This is a genomic window from Klebsiella oxytoca (genome assembly GCF_009707385.1).
In the GTDB taxonomy this organism is placed as follows: Bacteria; Pseudomonadota; Gammaproteobacteria; order Enterobacterales; family Enterobacteriaceae; genus Klebsiella; species Klebsiella oxytoca_C.
Genome location: NZ_CP046115.1, coordinates 2608022 through 2623930 on the forward strand (window position 1 = coordinate 2608022; position 15909 = coordinate 2623930).

Annotated in this window: 15 protein-coding genes and 1 pseudogene; 13 read left to right on the forward strand and 3 right to left on the reverse strand. The window is 57.1% G+C overall.

What is annotated here, in order from left to right; translation table 11 throughout:
- The first annotated feature begins 172 nt into the window (after positions 1–172).
- The 13 genes and pseudogenes from GJ746_RS12050 to GJ746_RS12115 all read left to right on the forward strand — a co-directional run bounded on the left by GJ746_RS12050 (position 173) and on the right by GJ746_RS12115 (position 11187).
- The gene (locus tag GJ746_RS12050) at positions 173–712 is read left to right on the forward strand and encodes an AAA family ATPase (protein ID WP_154680409.1); all 540 of its coding nucleotides are present in this window, start codon (positions 173–175) and stop codon (positions 710–712) included.
- Positions 713–1070: 358 nt separating this feature from the next.
- Positions 1071–2072, forward strand: a complete 1002-nt coding sequence (locus GJ746_RS12055) for an MsnO8 family LLM class oxidoreductase (RefSeq protein ID WP_154680410.1) — start codon at positions 1071–1073, stop codon at positions 2070–2072.
- Positions 2069–3190: an amidohydrolase gene (locus GJ746_RS12060; RefSeq protein ID WP_154680411.1), complete on the forward strand. Its 1122-nt coding sequence runs from the start codon at positions 2069–2071 to the stop codon at positions 3188–3190. Before GJ746_RS12055 ends, GJ746_RS12060 begins: the two co-directional genes overlap by 4 nt.
- Positions 3191–3220: 30 nt before the next feature.
- Positions 3221–5494 (forward strand): annotated as a pseudogene (locus GJ746_RS25395) (NtaA/DmoA family FMN-dependent monooxygenase).
- Positions 5495–5505: 11 nt separating this feature from the next.
- Positions 5506–6015 (forward strand): GNAT family N-acetyltransferase, encoded by a 510-nt coding sequence (locus tag GJ746_RS12075; protein ID WP_154682711.1) that lies wholly within the window; start codon positions 5506–5508, stop codon positions 6013–6015.
- Between the two features lie 9 nt (positions 6016–6024).
- Positions 6025–6951: an amino acid ABC transporter permease gene (locus tag GJ746_RS12080; protein ID WP_154680414.1), complete on the forward strand. Its 927-nt coding sequence runs from the start codon at positions 6025–6027 to the stop codon at positions 6949–6951.
- Positions 6935–7714, forward strand: a complete 780-nt coding sequence (locus tag GJ746_RS12085; RefSeq protein ID WP_154680415.1) for an amino acid ABC transporter ATP-binding protein — start codon at positions 6935–6937, stop codon at positions 7712–7714. Before GJ746_RS12080 ends, GJ746_RS12085 begins: the two co-directional genes overlap by 17 nt.
- The gene (locus tag GJ746_RS12090) at positions 7711–8604 is read left to right on the forward strand and encodes a transporter substrate-binding domain-containing protein (RefSeq protein WP_195908831.1); all 894 of its coding nucleotides are present in this window, start codon (positions 7711–7713) and stop codon (positions 8602–8604) included. The genes GJ746_RS12085 and GJ746_RS12090 overlap by 4 nt, the downstream gene beginning before the upstream one ends.
- Before the next feature lie 198 nt (positions 8605–8802).
- Positions 8803–9420, forward strand: coding sequence for a glutathione S-transferase family protein (locus GJ746_RS12095; protein WP_154680416.1), 618 nt, complete (start codon positions 8803–8805; stop codon positions 9418–9420).
- A gap of 69 nt (positions 9421–9489) precedes the next feature.
- The gene (gene pptA / locus GJ746_RS12100) at positions 9490–9717 is read left to right on the forward strand and encodes a tautomerase PptA (protein ID WP_004101884.1); all 228 of its coding nucleotides are present in this window, start codon (positions 9490–9492) and stop codon (positions 9715–9717) included.
- A 251-nt stretch (positions 9718–9968) separates the two neighbouring features.
- On the forward strand, positions 9969–10286 hold the full coding sequence (locus GJ746_RS12105; RefSeq protein ID WP_014229262.1) for a type II toxin-antitoxin system RelE/ParE family toxin: 318 nt from the start codon (positions 9969–9971) through the stop codon (positions 10284–10286).
- A 76-nt stretch (positions 10287–10362) separates the two neighbouring features.
- Entirely contained in the window at positions 10363–10659 is a 297-nt protein-coding gene (gene nadS / locus GJ746_RS12110) for a NadS family protein (RefSeq protein ID WP_154680417.1), read from the forward strand.
- Positions 10660–10740: 81 nt separating this feature from the next.
- Complete coding sequence (locus GJ746_RS12115) at positions 10741–11187, forward strand: hypothetical protein (protein WP_154680418.1); 447 nt, start codon at positions 10741–10743, stop codon at positions 11185–11187.
- 40 nt (positions 11188–11227) lie between these two features.
- Here the strand turns inward: GJ746_RS12115 and GJ746_RS12120 are convergent, their stop codons facing one another.
- Genes GJ746_RS12120 through GJ746_RS12130 form a run of 3 tightly spaced genes read right to left on the reverse strand, consistent with a single transcriptional unit; the run spans position 11228 to position 15853 of the window.
- Positions 11228–12832, reverse strand: a complete 1605-nt coding sequence (locus GJ746_RS12120; RefSeq protein WP_154680419.1) for a carbohydrate porin — start codon at positions 12830–12832, stop codon at positions 11228–11230.
- Positions 12833–12872: 40 nt separating this feature from the next.
- Complete coding sequence (locus GJ746_RS12125; RefSeq protein ID WP_154680420.1) at positions 12873–14255, reverse strand: glycoside-pentoside-hexuronide (GPH):cation symporter; 1383 nt, start codon at positions 14253–14255, stop codon at positions 12873–12875.
- A gap of 26 nt (positions 14256–14281) precedes the next feature.
- Complete coding sequence (locus GJ746_RS12130) at positions 14282–15853, reverse strand: family 78 glycoside hydrolase catalytic domain (RefSeq protein WP_154680421.1); 1572 nt, start codon at positions 15851–15853, stop codon at positions 14282–14284.
- Positions 15854–15909: the final 56 nt, after the last annotated feature.

A 15909-nucleotide genomic window follows, 5' to 3' on the forward strand; every position in this document is an offset into this window, starting at 1 on the left:
GCATGGCGGAGAATCCTACACGTATCGCAAAATGGACGCACGTAAAAGATTTGCGGACCGCACTTGCTTAAATATCAATGAGATCGGCAGGTTTCTGGCCTTGGAAATTTTTTCATCGTTTTATCGTTATTGCGCTATTATTCACCGCCCGCGTTTTGCCCGAGAGACCACGATGAAAATCAACGTAGTAGGGACCAGCGGCGTCGGCAAATCTACCCTTGCGCGTCGGCTGGCTCAGGAACTGACGCTGCCCTATATCGAAATGGACGTGCTCTACTGGCGGCCCGAGTGGCAAGGGACGCCGGACGATGAGTTCTACGCGAAACTCGCTGCCGCGCTCGCCGCGCCCGGTTGGGTGCTGGACGGCAACTATAACCGCAGCCGTCCGGTGAAATGGCGCGATGTGGATCTGGTGGTGTGGGTGGACTACAGCTTCTGGCGCACCGTCCGTCAGGCGGTCTGTCGCACGGCTTTACGCGCAAGCCGGAGGCAAGAGCTGTGGCCCGGCACCGGCAATTATGAAACCTTCCGCCGATCTTTCTTTAGCCGCGAATCCATTATTCTCTGGACGCTGAAAACCTGGCGCAACAATCGCCAGCGTTCCCTGGCGGATATGCAGGATCCGCAGTATCGACATATTCGCTTTGTGCGTTTACGTAACCAGCAGCAGACCGAGAACCTGGTGCGCGAACTTCGGCAGAATAGCCGATAACCCCCCCCGGCTCGCGCTGCGCTTAGCCGGGCTACCGGGCCGCAGACTTCTGAGGACGCGTAGCCCGGACAGATGCGCAGCATCGCCTCCGGGAAATTCTGTCACTCTGCCATCTTTTCCCGGGGGCGGCCCAAAGCGCCTGCCCAGGCTACCGGACCACAGATTGCCGGGAACCCGTAGCCAGGGTAAGGCGTTTACGCCGCAACCCGGGGAATGTGTCGTGACGTGGCATCGCCTCCGGGGGCATTTTCCACACCGCATATCTAATTTCCGGCAGAGCACATGTAAATAAATTGTTTCTCACCAGCCGCGAGCGCTTCTAATAATGCAGGCATGTTAATTCATATGAGCCTGCTAAATGTCTTATCGAATCAGTATCCTGGATAAAAGCCCGCTGGCAGCCGGAGAAACGGCCACCCAGGCCCTGGCACGTACGTTAACGCTTGCGCAACAGGCGGAAGCCTGGGGATATCACCGCTTCTGGATAGCCGAACACCATAATACGGACCAGCTCGCCAGCCCGTCGCCGGAGCTGGCGATCGCCTGGATCCTCGGCCAGACCCGCAGGATTCGCGTTGGTTCCGGCGGCGTCATGCTGCAGCACTACAGCCCGTATAAGGTGGCGGAGAACTTCAATATGCTGGCCTCGCTCGCGCCGGGCCGCGTGGATCTGGGCGTCGGTAAAGCTCCCGGCGGACTGCCGCTCTCCACTCGCGCCTTGCAGCAGGGACTTAATCCCCAGCAAAAGGGGACTTTTGCCGACCAGCTGGCGCAGCTCGATAACTGGCTGTCGCTGACCGAAACCGACGGTGAGGAGAGCGTACGCGCCACTCCTATCCCGCCGCGTCGCGCCGACGGCTTTCTGCTCGGCGCCAGCCTGGAGAGCGCGCAATTGGCGGCGCAGCTGGACTGGAACTTCGTGTTCGCCGCCCATCTCAACGGCGATAAAAATCTGCTGCGTGATGTGCTACTCCGCTGGCGTGAACTTAGCCGTCGCGACGCGATTATCGCCGTCCAGGTAGTGGTAGCCGAAGAGGTAGCAGCGGCGGCGGAATTGGCAAAATCTGTCGAGGCGTGGGGCGTTGAGCTGGAAAACGGTCAGCGGGTGACCGTTGGCAGCGAGGCTCAGGCGGCAGCGTTTGCCCGCCAGGCGGGCAGCAGACCGACGCGCATCGCCCGCAGGGAGTCGACGGTGCTGTACGGGACCCCGGAGCAGGTCAAAGAGCAGCTGGATGCTCTGCAGGCCGAGTGGAATATCGACGAATTTATTATCGACACGCCAGTCAGCGACGGCGCGGCGCGCGTGAACTCTCTGCGTCTGCTGGCCCAGGCGCACCACAGCGCGGAGGTGCAGCCATGAGCCTCTCCGAGCAGTTAATTCGCTGGCGGCGCGAGCTGCATCAGTATCCGGAACTGTCGTTGCAGGAAGTCGACACCACCGCGCGTATTCGCGACTGGCTCGAAAGCGGCGGCATCAGCCTGCTGCCATATGACCTGAAAACCGGCACGGTTGCCGAAGTCGGTTCTGGCGAAAAGGTGATTGCCCTGCGTGCCGATATCGATGCGCTGCCTATTGAAGAGGCAGCCAGCGTGCCGTTTCGTTCGCTGAATGCCGGCGTCATGCACGCCTGCGGGCATGATGTTCATACCAGCGTCATCCTTGGCGCGGCCCTGCTACTGAAACAACGCGAAGCGCAGCTGGCGGGACGCGTCCGTATTCTGTTCCAGCCGGCGGAGGAGAGCTTCGGCGGTGCGAAAACCCTGATTCGCGCCGGGGTGCTGGAGGGCGTTTCCGCTATTTTCGGCATGCATAATGAACCTGGTCTGCCGGTGGGTGAATTCGCTACCCGCGGCGGCGCGTTTTACGCCAACGTCGATCGCTTTGTGTTTAAGGTGACCGGTAAAGGCGCGCATGCCGCCCGGCCGCATGAAGGTAAAGACGCCATTCTGCTGGCCAGCCAGCTGGTGACTCTGCTGCAAAGCGTCGCCAGCCGCGAAGTGAATACTCTCGATTCCGTGGTGCTTAGCGTAACGCGGATTCAGGGTGGTAACACCTGGAACGTCCTGCCCGAAAGCGTCGAACTGGAAGGAACGCTGCGCACCCACAGCAGCGAAGTCCAGCAGCGGGTGAAGGCGCGGGTAAGCGAAATTGCCGCCGGCTTTGCCAGCGCCTTTGGCGCGCAGATCGACGTGTTCTGGTACGCCGGGCCGACCGCGCTGGTCAACGATGAGCGCTGGGCGGCATTCGCCAGCGAAGTGGCCGGAAAGTCCGGCTACCGCACGCACCATGCGGATCTTCATCTCGGCGGGGAAGATTTTGCCGTTTATCTGCAGCATATTCCCGGGGCGTTCGTCAGTATCGGCAGCGCCAGCGAATTTGGTCTTCACCATCCGGCGTTTAATCCGGATGAGCGTTTAATTGCGCCAGCGGCGCACTACTTTGCCGATCTGGCAGAGCAGGCATTGAAAGAACTTTAATTATTCAGGGTCATAGACTAAGGATTAACGATGTCTGAACAACGGCAGCTGCGCATTGGCACCATATTACATGGCGCCTCGGGGAATATGTCGGCCTGGCGTCATCCGGCCGCGCTGGCGGATGCCAGTATTAATTTTGAGTTCGTCAAACAGACGGCGCAAAAAGCGGAAGAGGGTAAGCTGGACTTTATTTTTGTCGCCGATGGTTTATATATTAACGAAAAATCCATTCCGCATTTTTTAAATCGCTTCGAACCATTGACGGTATTATCCGCGCTGGCGACGGTGACCTCGCGTTTGGGGCTGGTTGGCACCCTGTCGACCTCCTACAGCGAGCCCTTTACCACCGCCCGTCAGTTCGCCAGCCTCGATCATCTCAGTGGCGGCCGCGCGGGCTGGAACGTGGTTACTTCGCCGCTGGAAGGTTCAGCAAAAAACTTTTCCCGCGCGCAGCATCCCGATCATGCGCTGCGCTACCGCATCGCCGATGAGTATTTACAGGTGGTGAAGGGGCTATGGGACTCGTGGGAGCAGGACGCTTTTGTGCGCAATAAAGAGAGCGGCCAGTTCTTTGATAAAAGTAAGCTGCATACGCTTAATCATCACGGCGATTTCTTCAAAGTAGCCGGCCCGCTAAATATCGCCCGCACGCCGCAGGGCAGGCCGATTATATTCCAGGCGGGTGCTTCCTCTGATGGAAAAAAATTAGCCGCCAGCCACGCGGACGCTATTTTTACTCATCAGGAATCCCTGACGGAAGCCCAGGCTTTTTATCGTGATGTCAAAAGTCAGCTGGCAGCCTACGGACGCCAGGAGAGCGAACTGCATATATTCCAGGGCGTCAGCGTGATCGTTGGCGATAGCGCTGACGATGTGGAGCAGCAATACCAGACCACCGCCGCACTGGTATCGATTGAAGACGCGCTGAATTACCTCGGCCGCTATTTTGAGCATCATGATTTCGCCCAGTATCCGCTGGACGAGGCGTTCCCGGATATCGGCGACCTCGGGCAGAACAGCTTTCGCAGCACCACCGATGAGATTAAACGCAGCGCCCGCGAGCGTGGCCTGACGTTACGCCAGGTGGCGCTGGAGGCAGCCAGTCCGCGACCGCGTTTCTCTGGCACCGCCGCAGAGGTGGCGGATGGTTTACAGCAGTGGTTCGAACAGCGCGCGGCGGACGGTTTTATCATCCAGGGCGGCACGCCGGACACTTTCCCGCGCTTTGTGGATCAGGTGGTACCCATTCTTCAGCAGCGCGGATTATTCCGTCAGGAGTATCCCGGCACCACGCTGCGCGAAAGTTTAGGGCTGGCAGAGCCCGTCAATCAATTCCAAAAACAATAACAGAGAACACCCGCTATGCAGAAAACGCAGAAAAAATCACTGTTGCTGGCCCTCGTGCTGGCCTTCTGCGCCCCATCCTGGGCGCAGAACGTCACGATCAACGGCACCGGCGTGAGCATCGAAGCCAACAAAACGCCGATTCACACGGCGAAAAACCCGCAAGCTATCGCCCAGCTGCCGAAAGATCTCCACCTGGCGGTGCCCGGCAAGCTGACCGTCGCGGTCGCCGCGCTGAATTCGCCGCCGCTGACCGTGTTTTCTGATGATAACAAAACCCTGCTCGGCAGCGAGGTGGATATCGCCCGCCTGGTGGCCGACAGCCTCGGGCTGGAGCTGAACGTGGTGCCCACCTCGTGGGAAGACTGGCCGCTCGGCGTCGCCTCCGGCAAATATGATGCGGCGGTCAGCAATATCACCGTGACCAAAGAGCGCAAAGAGAAGTTTGATTTCGCCACCTACCGCAAAGATTCGCTGGGTTTCTACGTCAAGAGCACCAGTCCGCTGAGCAAAATTGAAAAAGCCGAAGATATTGCCGGACTGCGGATTATCGTCGGCTCCGGCACCAACCAGGAAGCGATTCTGCTGGCGTGGAACGCCGAGAATCTCAAGAAAGGGCTGAAGCCGTTTACCCCGGTTTATACCAAAGATGACGCCGCCCAGACCCTGGCGCTGCAGTCCGGGCGCGCCGATGCCTTCTTCGGCCCCAACGTGATCGGCGCGTGGAAAGCGGCGCTGACCGGCAAAACCAGGCTGGTGGGCAGCGTTGACGGCGGCTGGCCGAAGGCAGCGCATATTGCGGTGACGGTGAAAAAAGGCAGCGGTCTGGTTGAACCGGTACAGACGGCGCTGAACGGCGCTATCCGCAGCGGCGACTACGCGAAGGTGCTGAACCGCTGGGGCGAAGGCGTGGAGAGCATCCCGCAATCGGAAATTAACCCGGCCGGACTCGGCGACTAACAGGAGGCATGATGAGCGATCTATTCCGCGATGTCTCTCCGGAAGCGCCGGAGCTGCAGCCGATTATTGAGGGCCTGTTCGGCGAGTACGCCGCGCGCTACGGCGACTACTTTTCCCGCGATGCCGAAGTCGAGCTGACTGAATGGTATCTGGCGCCGCAGGGGCTGTTTATTGTGCTGGAGCGGGAGGGAGAAATTATCGCCACCGGCGCGTATAAGCCGAAAGATGCCCATACCGCAGAAATCAAACGGATCTGGACCCATCGGCGACTGCGCCAGCAGGGGCTGGCGGCGAAAGTGGTGCAGGAGCTGGAACGTCGGGCGCTGCTGGCGGGTTACAGCCATATCTTTTTGACGACCGGTTTTCGTCAGCCGGAAGCGGTAAAGCTTTATCTGAGCCAGGGCTACGAGGCGCAGTTTGATCTCAGCCGCGATCCGGAAGAGTACAGCCAGCCGCCGTTTGATGGTCGGCTGCGTTTCACTAAAGCGCTGGCGGTCAGCGCGCTGAGCCAGAGCGCTTAAGGAGCTAATATGCATACCCCGGAAACGATTAAGGTGGTCCCCGCGCGCTATCCGCTGCGGGCGGTTGGTGCGCTGTTGGCGCTGTTGGTACTGGCGGTGGTGATTCAATCAGTTGCCTTTAACCCGCGCTGGGAGTGGGGCGTCTTTGCCCGCTGGTTCTTTGATCCGGTGATCCTTGAAGGGCTTGGGCAGACGCTGATGCTGACGCTGCTGGCGACGGTGCTGAGCGTCATTCTCGGTGGCCTGCTGGCGCTGGCGCGACTCTCCAGTTCATGGCTGCTGAGCAGCCTGGCGTGGGGCTATATCTGGCTGTTTCGCTCGCTGCCGCTGATTGTGGTGCTGATTATTCTCTACAACTTCTCCTATCTCTACGACACGCTGTCGATAGGTATCCCGTTCACCGCTATTAGCTGGGCCAGCTTTGAGACCATTAACGTGCTGGGACAGTTTTCCACCGCCGTTGTTGGGCTGACCCTGGTACAAAGCGCTTACACCGCCGAGATTATCCGCGGCGGCTTCCTTGGCGTCGATCACGGGCAGTATGAAGCGGCGGCGGCGCTGGGGCTCCCGGCGAGCCGCCGGACTCTGCGCATTATCCTGCCGCAGGCGCTGCGCACCATTTTACCGGCGGGTTTTAATGAAATTATCAGCCTCGCGAAAGGCACCGCGATGGTATACGTACTGGCGATGCCGGAGCTGTTCTACACCATTCAGATGATCTACAACCGCACCCAGGAAGTCATTCCGCTGCTGATGGTCGGGGCTGCCTGGTATCTGGTTATCACCAGCGTGCTGTCGCTGATTCAGTACCTGGTCGAGCGCGGCCTGGCCCGCAGCGAGCGTCGCTCGGCGGTCAATAGCGCCCGCAGCAGCCGTCGCGTTGAACCCGTCCGTCGCCCACAACCACAGGAGCCTGTTCATGTCCAACTCTCGTAACGGTCATATTTCCATTACCGGCGTCAGTAAATATTTTGGCCGCCATAAAGCGCTTGATGATGTGTCGTTGGAAGTTGAACCGGGCACGGTGACGGTGATCCTCGGGCCGTCCGGTTCGGGTAAATCGACGCTGCTGCGGGCGATTAACCATCTGGAGCGCGTTGATGAGGGCTTTATCCAGATAGACGGCGACTATATTGGCTATCGCCGCAAAGGCGACAAACTCTATGAACTAAAAGAAAAAGAGATCCTTCGCCAGCGGGTCAACGTTGGCTACGTATTTCAGAACTTCAATCTGTTTCCGCACCTGACGGTGCTGGAAAACCTGATCGAAGCGCCTGTCGCCCATAAACAGGCGACCCGCAAACAGGCGATTGCGCGGGCCTATGAACTGCTGGACGTGGTCGGGCTGCGCAATAAAGCCGACGCCTGGTCGCGGCACCTCTCCGGCGGCCAGCAGCAGCGCATCGCCATTGCCAGGGCGCTGGCGCTTAATCCACGGGTGATGCTGTTTGATGAACCCACCTCCGCGCTTGACCCGGAGCTGGTAGGGGAAGTGCTGGACGTGATTAAAAAGCTGGCGCGCTCCGGCACCACGCTGGTAGTGGTCACCCATGAAATCGGCTTTGCGAAAGAGGTGGCGGATCGGGTGGTGTTTATGGTCGACGGTAAGATAGTCGAGCAGGGCAGCAGCGACGACGTGCTGAATCATCCGCAGCACCAGCGCACCCGGCAGTTTTTATCGAGGGTCTTAGCGGCATGAGAAACGGATTTTTGACCCTGGCATTACTCTCTTTATCTGCGGCATCGCAGGCGGTCATCGATCTGCGCGCCAACGAGCAGCCTCTGCCGGTGACCCGCGACGAACAGGCGATCGCGAAGCTCCCGGCGAATTACGCCTTCGTCGAACCGGGTACCTTAACGGTGGCGATTTCGGCGCTCAACTCGCCGCCGCTGGCGCTGTTGGCCAGCGATAACCGCACGCGCATCGGCAGCGACCCGGATATCGCCCGGCTGCTGGCCGGCAGCCTCGGGCTGAAGCTAAAGCTGGTGCCCACTGCCTGGGAGGACTGGCCGTTGGGGATTACCTCCGGGCGCTACGACGTCGCGCTGGTGAATATTGCGGTAACCGAGCAGCGGAAAGAGAAGTTTGATTTTGCGACCTATCGCGTCGATTCGCTGGCCTTTTCCGTGAAATCGACCAGCGACATCGCCCGCGTGAGCGGTCCGGCGGATCTTGCAGGCAAAAAGGTGATCGTCGGGTCGGGGACCAATCAGGAGCGAATTTTGCTCGGCTGGAACGCCGAAAACGAAGCCGCCGGGCGACAACCTGCGCTACCGGTCTACCTGACCGATGACGCTTCGGGCAACCTCTATATTCAGTCAGGACGCGCGGACGTGTTCTTTGGCCCGCAGTCGGTAGCGGCATACAAAGCGGCGCTCAGCGGTAAAACCAAAGTCGTCGGGCTGGGGCCGAAAAAGGCTTATGTCGCCACCACCACCAGGAAGGGTAACGGGCTGGCGCTGGCGCTGCAGGCGGCGCTGAACGGCGCGATCGATCGCGGAGAGTATCAAAAGGTGCTGGCTCGCTGGGGCGAGCAGGGCGAAGAGGTGGCGCGATCGGAGGTCAATCCGCCGGGAATAACCTACTAAATAACCGCTGTTTCGCAGGAGTGTGATGCGGAACAGCGGAGGCGAATCCTCGCCAGGGTGTTAAATCAGGCGGCGCGCGGTTTGGCGTAGCTCGCTGGAGTGTCTAAATAGCAGCCTTCCTCAATCAAACCTATACTGCAATTCGCTAAGCTTGTCGCCGCTGCCGTTGCTGAGCGGCAACCTATGAGGAGGCTGAACATGATCACCGTCTATGGCGTGCCGGGTTGGGGTTCGACAATTAGCGAACTGATGCTGACTCTCGCCGATATCCCGTACCATTTTGTTAACGTTGAGGGCTTTGACCAGCCGGGCCCGCAGCGTGAGCGCCTCAAACAGATTAACCCGCTGTGTCAGGTGCCGACGCTCACGCTTGAAGACGGCAGCGTGATGACCGAATCCGCGGCGATTGCCCTGATGATCCTCGACAGCAGGCCGGTGCTGGCTCCCGCGCTGGATTCACCGCAGCGCCATCAGTTTCAGCGTCTGCTGATCTGGCTGGTGGCGAACGTTTATCCCACCTTTACCTTTGCGGATTACCCGGAACGCTGGGCCGTTGATGCGCCAGAGCAGCTGCGGGAAAGCTGCATTCGCTATCGTAAATCGCTCTATCTGTGGCTGGAGCAGCAGCTTGCCGCCGCGCCGTATGCGCTGGGGGCGGAGATAACCCTGCTGGACTGCTATATTGCGGCGATGTGTGCGTGGGGGCCGCGCCGGGAGTGGTTTGCCGCGCATACGCCAAAATTTGTCGCCGTGGCAGATGCGGTTTATCGCCACCCTAAACTCGAATCCGTTCTGCGGCGCAACGAGCTGATTTAAAGCACATAAAGCGATCCGGATGACGCGGGTTATGCTAGTTTTATCATCCTGACAATAAAGGAGCCTGCTATGCCGCATATTGATATTAAATGTTTCCCCCGCGACCTGAATGATGAACAAAAAGCGGCGCTGGCCGCCGATATTACCGAGGTGGTGATTCGCCATCTCAATAGCAAAGAGCGCTCGGTGAGCGTGGCTCTGAATGAGATCAAAGAGAGCGACTGGCAGCAGGTTTGGGACAGCGAAATTGCCCCGCAGATGGAACAGCTGATTAAGAAGCCTGGTTATAGCATGTAATTCCGTGCCTCCCCGGATTGCGGCGCGATGCGCCTTATCCGGGCTACAGATTTTCAGACGTCTGTGAACCAGTAGCCCAGGCAAGGCGCTGTGCGCCGCCCCCGGGAGAGGAGACACTGAAGCGAAGTCATAAGCGATACATCTTGTCATGGATAAACGCGTGATCATGTACGGGGTACATGAAATCTCTTGATTGATGTACCGTGTACATGTATATTGTCTGGTAAGTCGTAAGGACATCAGGGAATGAGATGTTTACTTTTATTGAACTACAAGGTTTCAGTAAACGACGCCAGGCGCTGTTACCGGATGATGAATTTCGGGCCTTTCAGGAAATCCTGATCAATGATCCTGAGGCAGGTGACACCATTTCGGGAACCGGAGGTTTTCGTAAAATCCGCTGGAGTCGTCCCGGAACGGGAAAGCGCGGCGGCGTGCGGGTGATTTACTATAATGTAACGATAAAGGGAAGAATTTACCTGGCACTAATCTATCCTAAAAATGAACAGGATGAGTTAAGCCAGGAGCAGAAAAAGATGTTAAGGCAGGTTGCTGAATTATTAAACTAGCCAATAAACATGAAGTGAGGCTGAGCTATTAATGATCGAAACATCGATAGCGCCAGAGAGCCAACTTGAGGTGTGTATGAAAGACGAATTGTTTGCCGATCTGCTGGCTAGTGCAGAAGAAATGGTCAGAATTGAGAAGGGTGAACAAATGCCGAAGGTGCAGCACGTTCATACCTTCAGCGAAGTTGATGTGAAAGCGATACGTGAAGCCACAGGTTTAAAACAGCAGGACTTCGCTGCCGCTGTTGGCGTCAGCTATGAGCTGGTAAAAAGCTGGGAAACGAAGCGACGTCAGCCAACCGGTGCATCCAGAAAGCTGCTTTTATTGCTTCAGGGAAATCCATTGATTATCAATTTGTTGAAGGTTATTTAAAAAGCTATGCCTCTCAAGGGGAATTATAGAATTTGCACTCTCTCTTAAACCCGATAGTATTTAAAAAGGAAAGTAATACGTATGGAAACCAATGATGCTATTTTGAAAGAAATCGAAAAATACAGCACTCATATTGATAGGTTTAGAGCGCGAGCAAATACTTATGGTATCTGGCTTTTTATTGCTACGCTTGGATGCTGGGGAGTAACTGATCCCTATATTAGGATGCTGGCATTTATTATGCTCTTCATTATTTTTTTGTTTCTTCTACACGGTAGCTTTCCAGGTGAAAAGCGAACGTTTAAAAAGATTCACGATGATATAAAAAATAAAATACTTAATAATTTAAGACCAGAACAACAGCAAGAAAGGTTTCACGATCTTCTCATCGTTGAGAAAAAACGAAAGTCACTTATTGGAATTATAAAAACAACCTTTATCTTTATAGCCTGTTATGGTTTTTATTTTATTAGTTTATTTTACTTCATACAGAACTGGCATAGTGACAAAGTAACAGCGTGTATTTAAATAAACCCGTCCATGTGTTTGCCCCGGACGGGCTGCCTTCTTAAAACCAAATCTCGGTCTGCACGCCGAAGTTCCAGTTCCCCCCGGCGGTAAAGCCTTTACTGCCGAAATCATCGTTGATCGCGTAACGATCCAGATCTTTATCCCAGTTCATCCAGGTCACAAAGAAACGTATCTCCGGCCTCGCTTTGATATCAAACACATCGCCAACTTTGAACGTTGGGGCGAAGGTCAGCTTGTAAAAATCGCCGCTCACCGCCTGATATTGATGTACGCCGTTGTCGTAACGATAGCTTCGCCCGTTGGGGTTCAGGTCCATATACTGCCAGGAAGCCTCGTACAGCAGGGCGAAGTTGCGGGTGATCCCCTGTGAAACCCGCAGGTTGAAGGTTGCCCAATCGTAGCGGTCGCCATCGCGGTAGCGATCTTCGCTATGCTGGGCGATAACCGATGGTGCAAGCTCCCAGTTTTTCCCCAGCGGCAAAATACCGTATGACGCAAAGCGCAGAGACTTTGCGTTCTCGGTAAGATCGCCATCGCTGCCGGGTTGACGCGCCTCGGCGCCCAGCCCGCCGCCGTACTGCAGGGCGCTTTCGGATACCCCCGGTGCCAAACCATAGAACCGCTGCTTATCATGATAAGCCAGCATCGCGTAGTAGCCGTTTTTCGCCGTATTATCGCTGCGCAGGGCGTAGCTGCCAGTTGTCGACGTAGAGTCCTTCAGGTCATCGTTGCCCTGAGCGGTCATCGCCGTAGTCATCAATTGCCAGTTGTTCCAGAAGTGGTTAGCGGTGAACATCAGGTTCTGTATATCGTTATCCTGGTAGTTATCGCTCCCCAGATCGCCGAAGTTACGCGCATAGACCGAGTAATCGCCGCGTAGTGTACCACCCCACTTCACATCATTGATCCCGCCGCCGGTACCGCCGAGGAACATAATATCGCTATCGGTAAAGTGGATATCGAAGTTATCGCGATCGAAACGCTTGCCCGCCCAGATGGAAGCGCTTTTTAACGGCCCGGAAAAATCGGCGAAGTTACCCATCTCAACGTACAGCTGACGCACGTTCAGGTGGTGGCTGTCGTTATCCTGTACCCACGGATCCGGGTTGGTCGCGCCGTCGGCAAGCATGGTTTTAAAGTGCGCCCATGACCCGTCGCTGAAGGTCATTTTCTTGCCGAAACTGAGCTCCACGTAGTTATCTTTCTCGTTGCCGAGACGGCCAACGTGGGCATCGCCGTTGAGCGAACTGGCCGGGGAGACACCCGGCCCGCCGCGCGCGCCTTTGCCGTGGCTGTTGACCAGCATCCCGGAGCGCGCATAGGCGTTGAACTCGAAGCCATCGCTGAGGCTGCTTTTCGCCAGCTGTTTGTCGGCAGCCTGCTGTTTTTGCTCAGTCGCTGCGGTGCGCTGACTGAGGGTCTGCACCTGCTTTTCCGCTGCTGCCGCGCGTTGTACCGCGGCGTTGGTGCGCAGCTCTGCCTGCTGCGCCCGACGTTTAGCCTCTCCGGCCTCCTGCTCCGCATGATTAAGCCGGGCCTCCAGCTGCGCCAGCCGTTGTTCGACGGTGAGCGGGGCCGCACTCGCGCCGTAAGCCGAAAAAAGGGCGCAGCAAACCGCTGCGCTAATCAAAGAGATACGCATATCAATCCTTATTTTTTCAGAGGTATGAAGGGGGGGCGCCTTACAGAGCGTGGTTTTCTCCAGCAACGGACGATGCGTTCGACGGCGCACGGCGTCCAGCGTCAAGGTCGGCGCGGATCTGCTCGTACTGGTCGTCGAGTCGGTAGAAGCGACCAATCCACAGCATTGAGGCCACAATCAGCAGCGCCGGGATATAGAGGTAGCAGGCTTTTATCGCCAGCATCGCGCCGTCGCTTTGCGTCTGGTTAGCGATATAACCGCCGGATGAGAGCAGTAACCCGGTAATGGCTCCCGCGCCCGCCATAGCCACCTTGCCAAGAAAGCCGTTGATGGAGGTTAAAATGCCGGCGGTATTGATGCCGGTTTTCCATACCCCGTAATCTACCGGATCGGCCTGCATGGAGAAGTAAATTGCCGTGCGCTGTCCGGCGCCAAGCGATAGCACGACCGCTCCGGCAACCAGGCCCCAGCTGTTAACGCCTGCCGCCATCATCATACCCATGCCGACCAGGTTGATCGCGCTGGCGACCAGATAGACGTGGCGCTTTTTCATCCGGCTGGCGAGCAGCGGAACGGTGAGGGTACCCAGCAGAGGAACGAAGGTGGAGATCCCGGCGACGATCGCAGTGAGATCGTTATTGCCGACGTAATAATGGAAGAAGTAGACCAGCGCCCCGGTCTGGAAGAAAAACGCGCCCCACATCAGGAAAATATTGATGGCGAAGACGAACCACGGTCGGTTGGCGCGCAGGCTGACCCAGGCGCGTTTTAAGGTCATGCGCTCCTGAGTAATGCTGATATTTTCCTTAACGTTCCAGAAGCTCACCAGCAGAAAAAAGGTGGCAATAACGCCGAAAACCACCGCCGTATAGAAGAAACCGTGCTCCTGATTGCCTTTCCCCAGCGCGCCAACCAGCGGCAGAGTGGCGACCGCGACAATAGTCGCGCCGAGCGAGCCGAGCAGAATACGCACCGCCGACAGCGTCGTGCGCTCCCGCGAGTCGTTCGTCAGAAACGGCAGCATGGCGCAGAATGGAATATTAACGAGGGTATAGAGAAACGACAGGCACAGATAGGTGACAAAAGCGTAGATCAGCTTACCGGTGGTGCCGAAATCAGGCACGTAAAAGGCCAGAATACACAGCAGTCCGAAGGGGATCGCGCCAATCAGCAGATACGGACGGCAGCGCCCCCAGCGGGTGGCGGTATTGTCGATAACCAGCCCCATTAACACGTCGGCAACGCCGTCCACCAGGCGCGTCACGAGGAACATCAGGCCAACGTAATATGCGGGCAGGCCCATCACGTCGGTGTAAAAGAACATCAGATAAAGAGAGATCATCTGCCACACAAGGTTGCAGGAGAGGTCGGCGATGCCATAGCCAAGGCGCTGCCGCCACAGAGTAAAGGTTGTTTCTGCCATAAAAATAAACTCGCTTATTGTTGTTGTTAAAGTCCGTGCTGGCGAATAAACCAGGCCGGGGTACAGCTCCACGCATGGCAATAACTGTTTATCAGTTTGCTGCCATAAGGGGAAAAATCAGGATGCTCCGGGTCGAAGATTTCCCAGAAGGTATCGGCACCGTAGTCGACCATCGCTCCCCAGTAGACTTTGATCTGCGCAATAGCCTCGTCGCGCAGACCGCACTGTAGAAGGGCGGCGATATAGTGATGACGCAGATAGGGCGTGTTCATGGCGATAACCGGGGGATTTTTCTCCATATTGCGCATGATCTCCCGGCGCTGCTGCGGCGTGCCGACTTCCGCCAGCACAAGCCAGATTTGTGATGCCCACGAGACCTGCCGCTGGGGGCCGCTGACGTAGAAGCCCTGCTGCTCATCCCATAAGACATCAAGGGCCGCAGCTTTAAGCTGCTGTAAATGCTGGCGATAGCTGACGGCCAGCTCAGGTTCGAAACGCTCCGCCAGCCAGACGGCGCGCTGCAGGCAGTAAATCAGTACGCCCTGCGCCGCAGCTTGTTTATTCAGCGATGCCTGCCAGTCGATAAACACCCACCAGTCGTCGCTATCGTGCACAACCCCGGAGGCGTCGCAGCGTTTTAGCGCCAGTTCAATCTGACGACGGGCCGTGGGCCACAGCTCGTGGGCCGTGGCAATATCCTCCGCGCTTTGCAGATAGTTGTAGAGGACGTCAACAAAAAACAGAGAATAATCAAACAGAAAGGTATCGTCAGCAATGACATCCGGCTGCACGAACACGTTGGCTGATACCATGCCGTCCTCACGAGTATGCCCGGCGAAAAGGTACAAGCAGCGGCGTACCAAATCGTGACGGGCGAAGGTCACATCGTTCACCAGTGCCTGTAAACGTAAATCGCCGAGCCACAAGCGGCGGTCGCGTTTGGGGCCATCCTCAAACACCTCCTGCATGCAGTTTTGCAGGGTCAGAACGGCAACGTTGTCGATGGCCTGGAGCTGCGGATCGGCGGTTGTCGCTGCCGGGCATGCGTCGCTGGCGGAGGTAACGGCATTCACCTGAATCTGGTTGAACTGCAGACGAAACTTACGCGACACGGCTTTGACCTCTACCTTCAGATAGCGGAAGCAGTAGCGGCGCGGCAGGTCAACTTTGGCGGGCAGGACATCAAGCCATAGATCCTGCTGCTGCAGCCAACTGCTGCTAAGCCAGCCCTGGTAATCGCTAAACGGTTCACACACTTCGCTCAGTGTTTCTCCGAAGGTGAACTGCAGATGGGCCGGAGCGTCCGGCGGACTACCGACGCTCTGACAGAGAAAATGCAGGTAGCCAACAAAGTGGCTGCCAAAATCAATAATGACGCTATCGCCGCTGCTCAGCTCGTGTTGATAAAACGCCGCCAGGGAACTTACCGGCTCGGCGTGCCAACCAAACAGCGCCGTGGCGTCGGCGTGGGCTTCCACCACGGCGATCGGCGGGTGCGCCTGGCGGCGCAGTGCGGGCCGGAGCGTCTCGGCGGTACGTAGAAAATCCGGGTGGCGGGTCATCGAGACCTGAGAATTATGCTGAATTGTTTGTGACATACTGCGTCCTCTGTGTTGATTTGTCCGCAGCATAAGATGCCGGCTCCGGGGGCAAC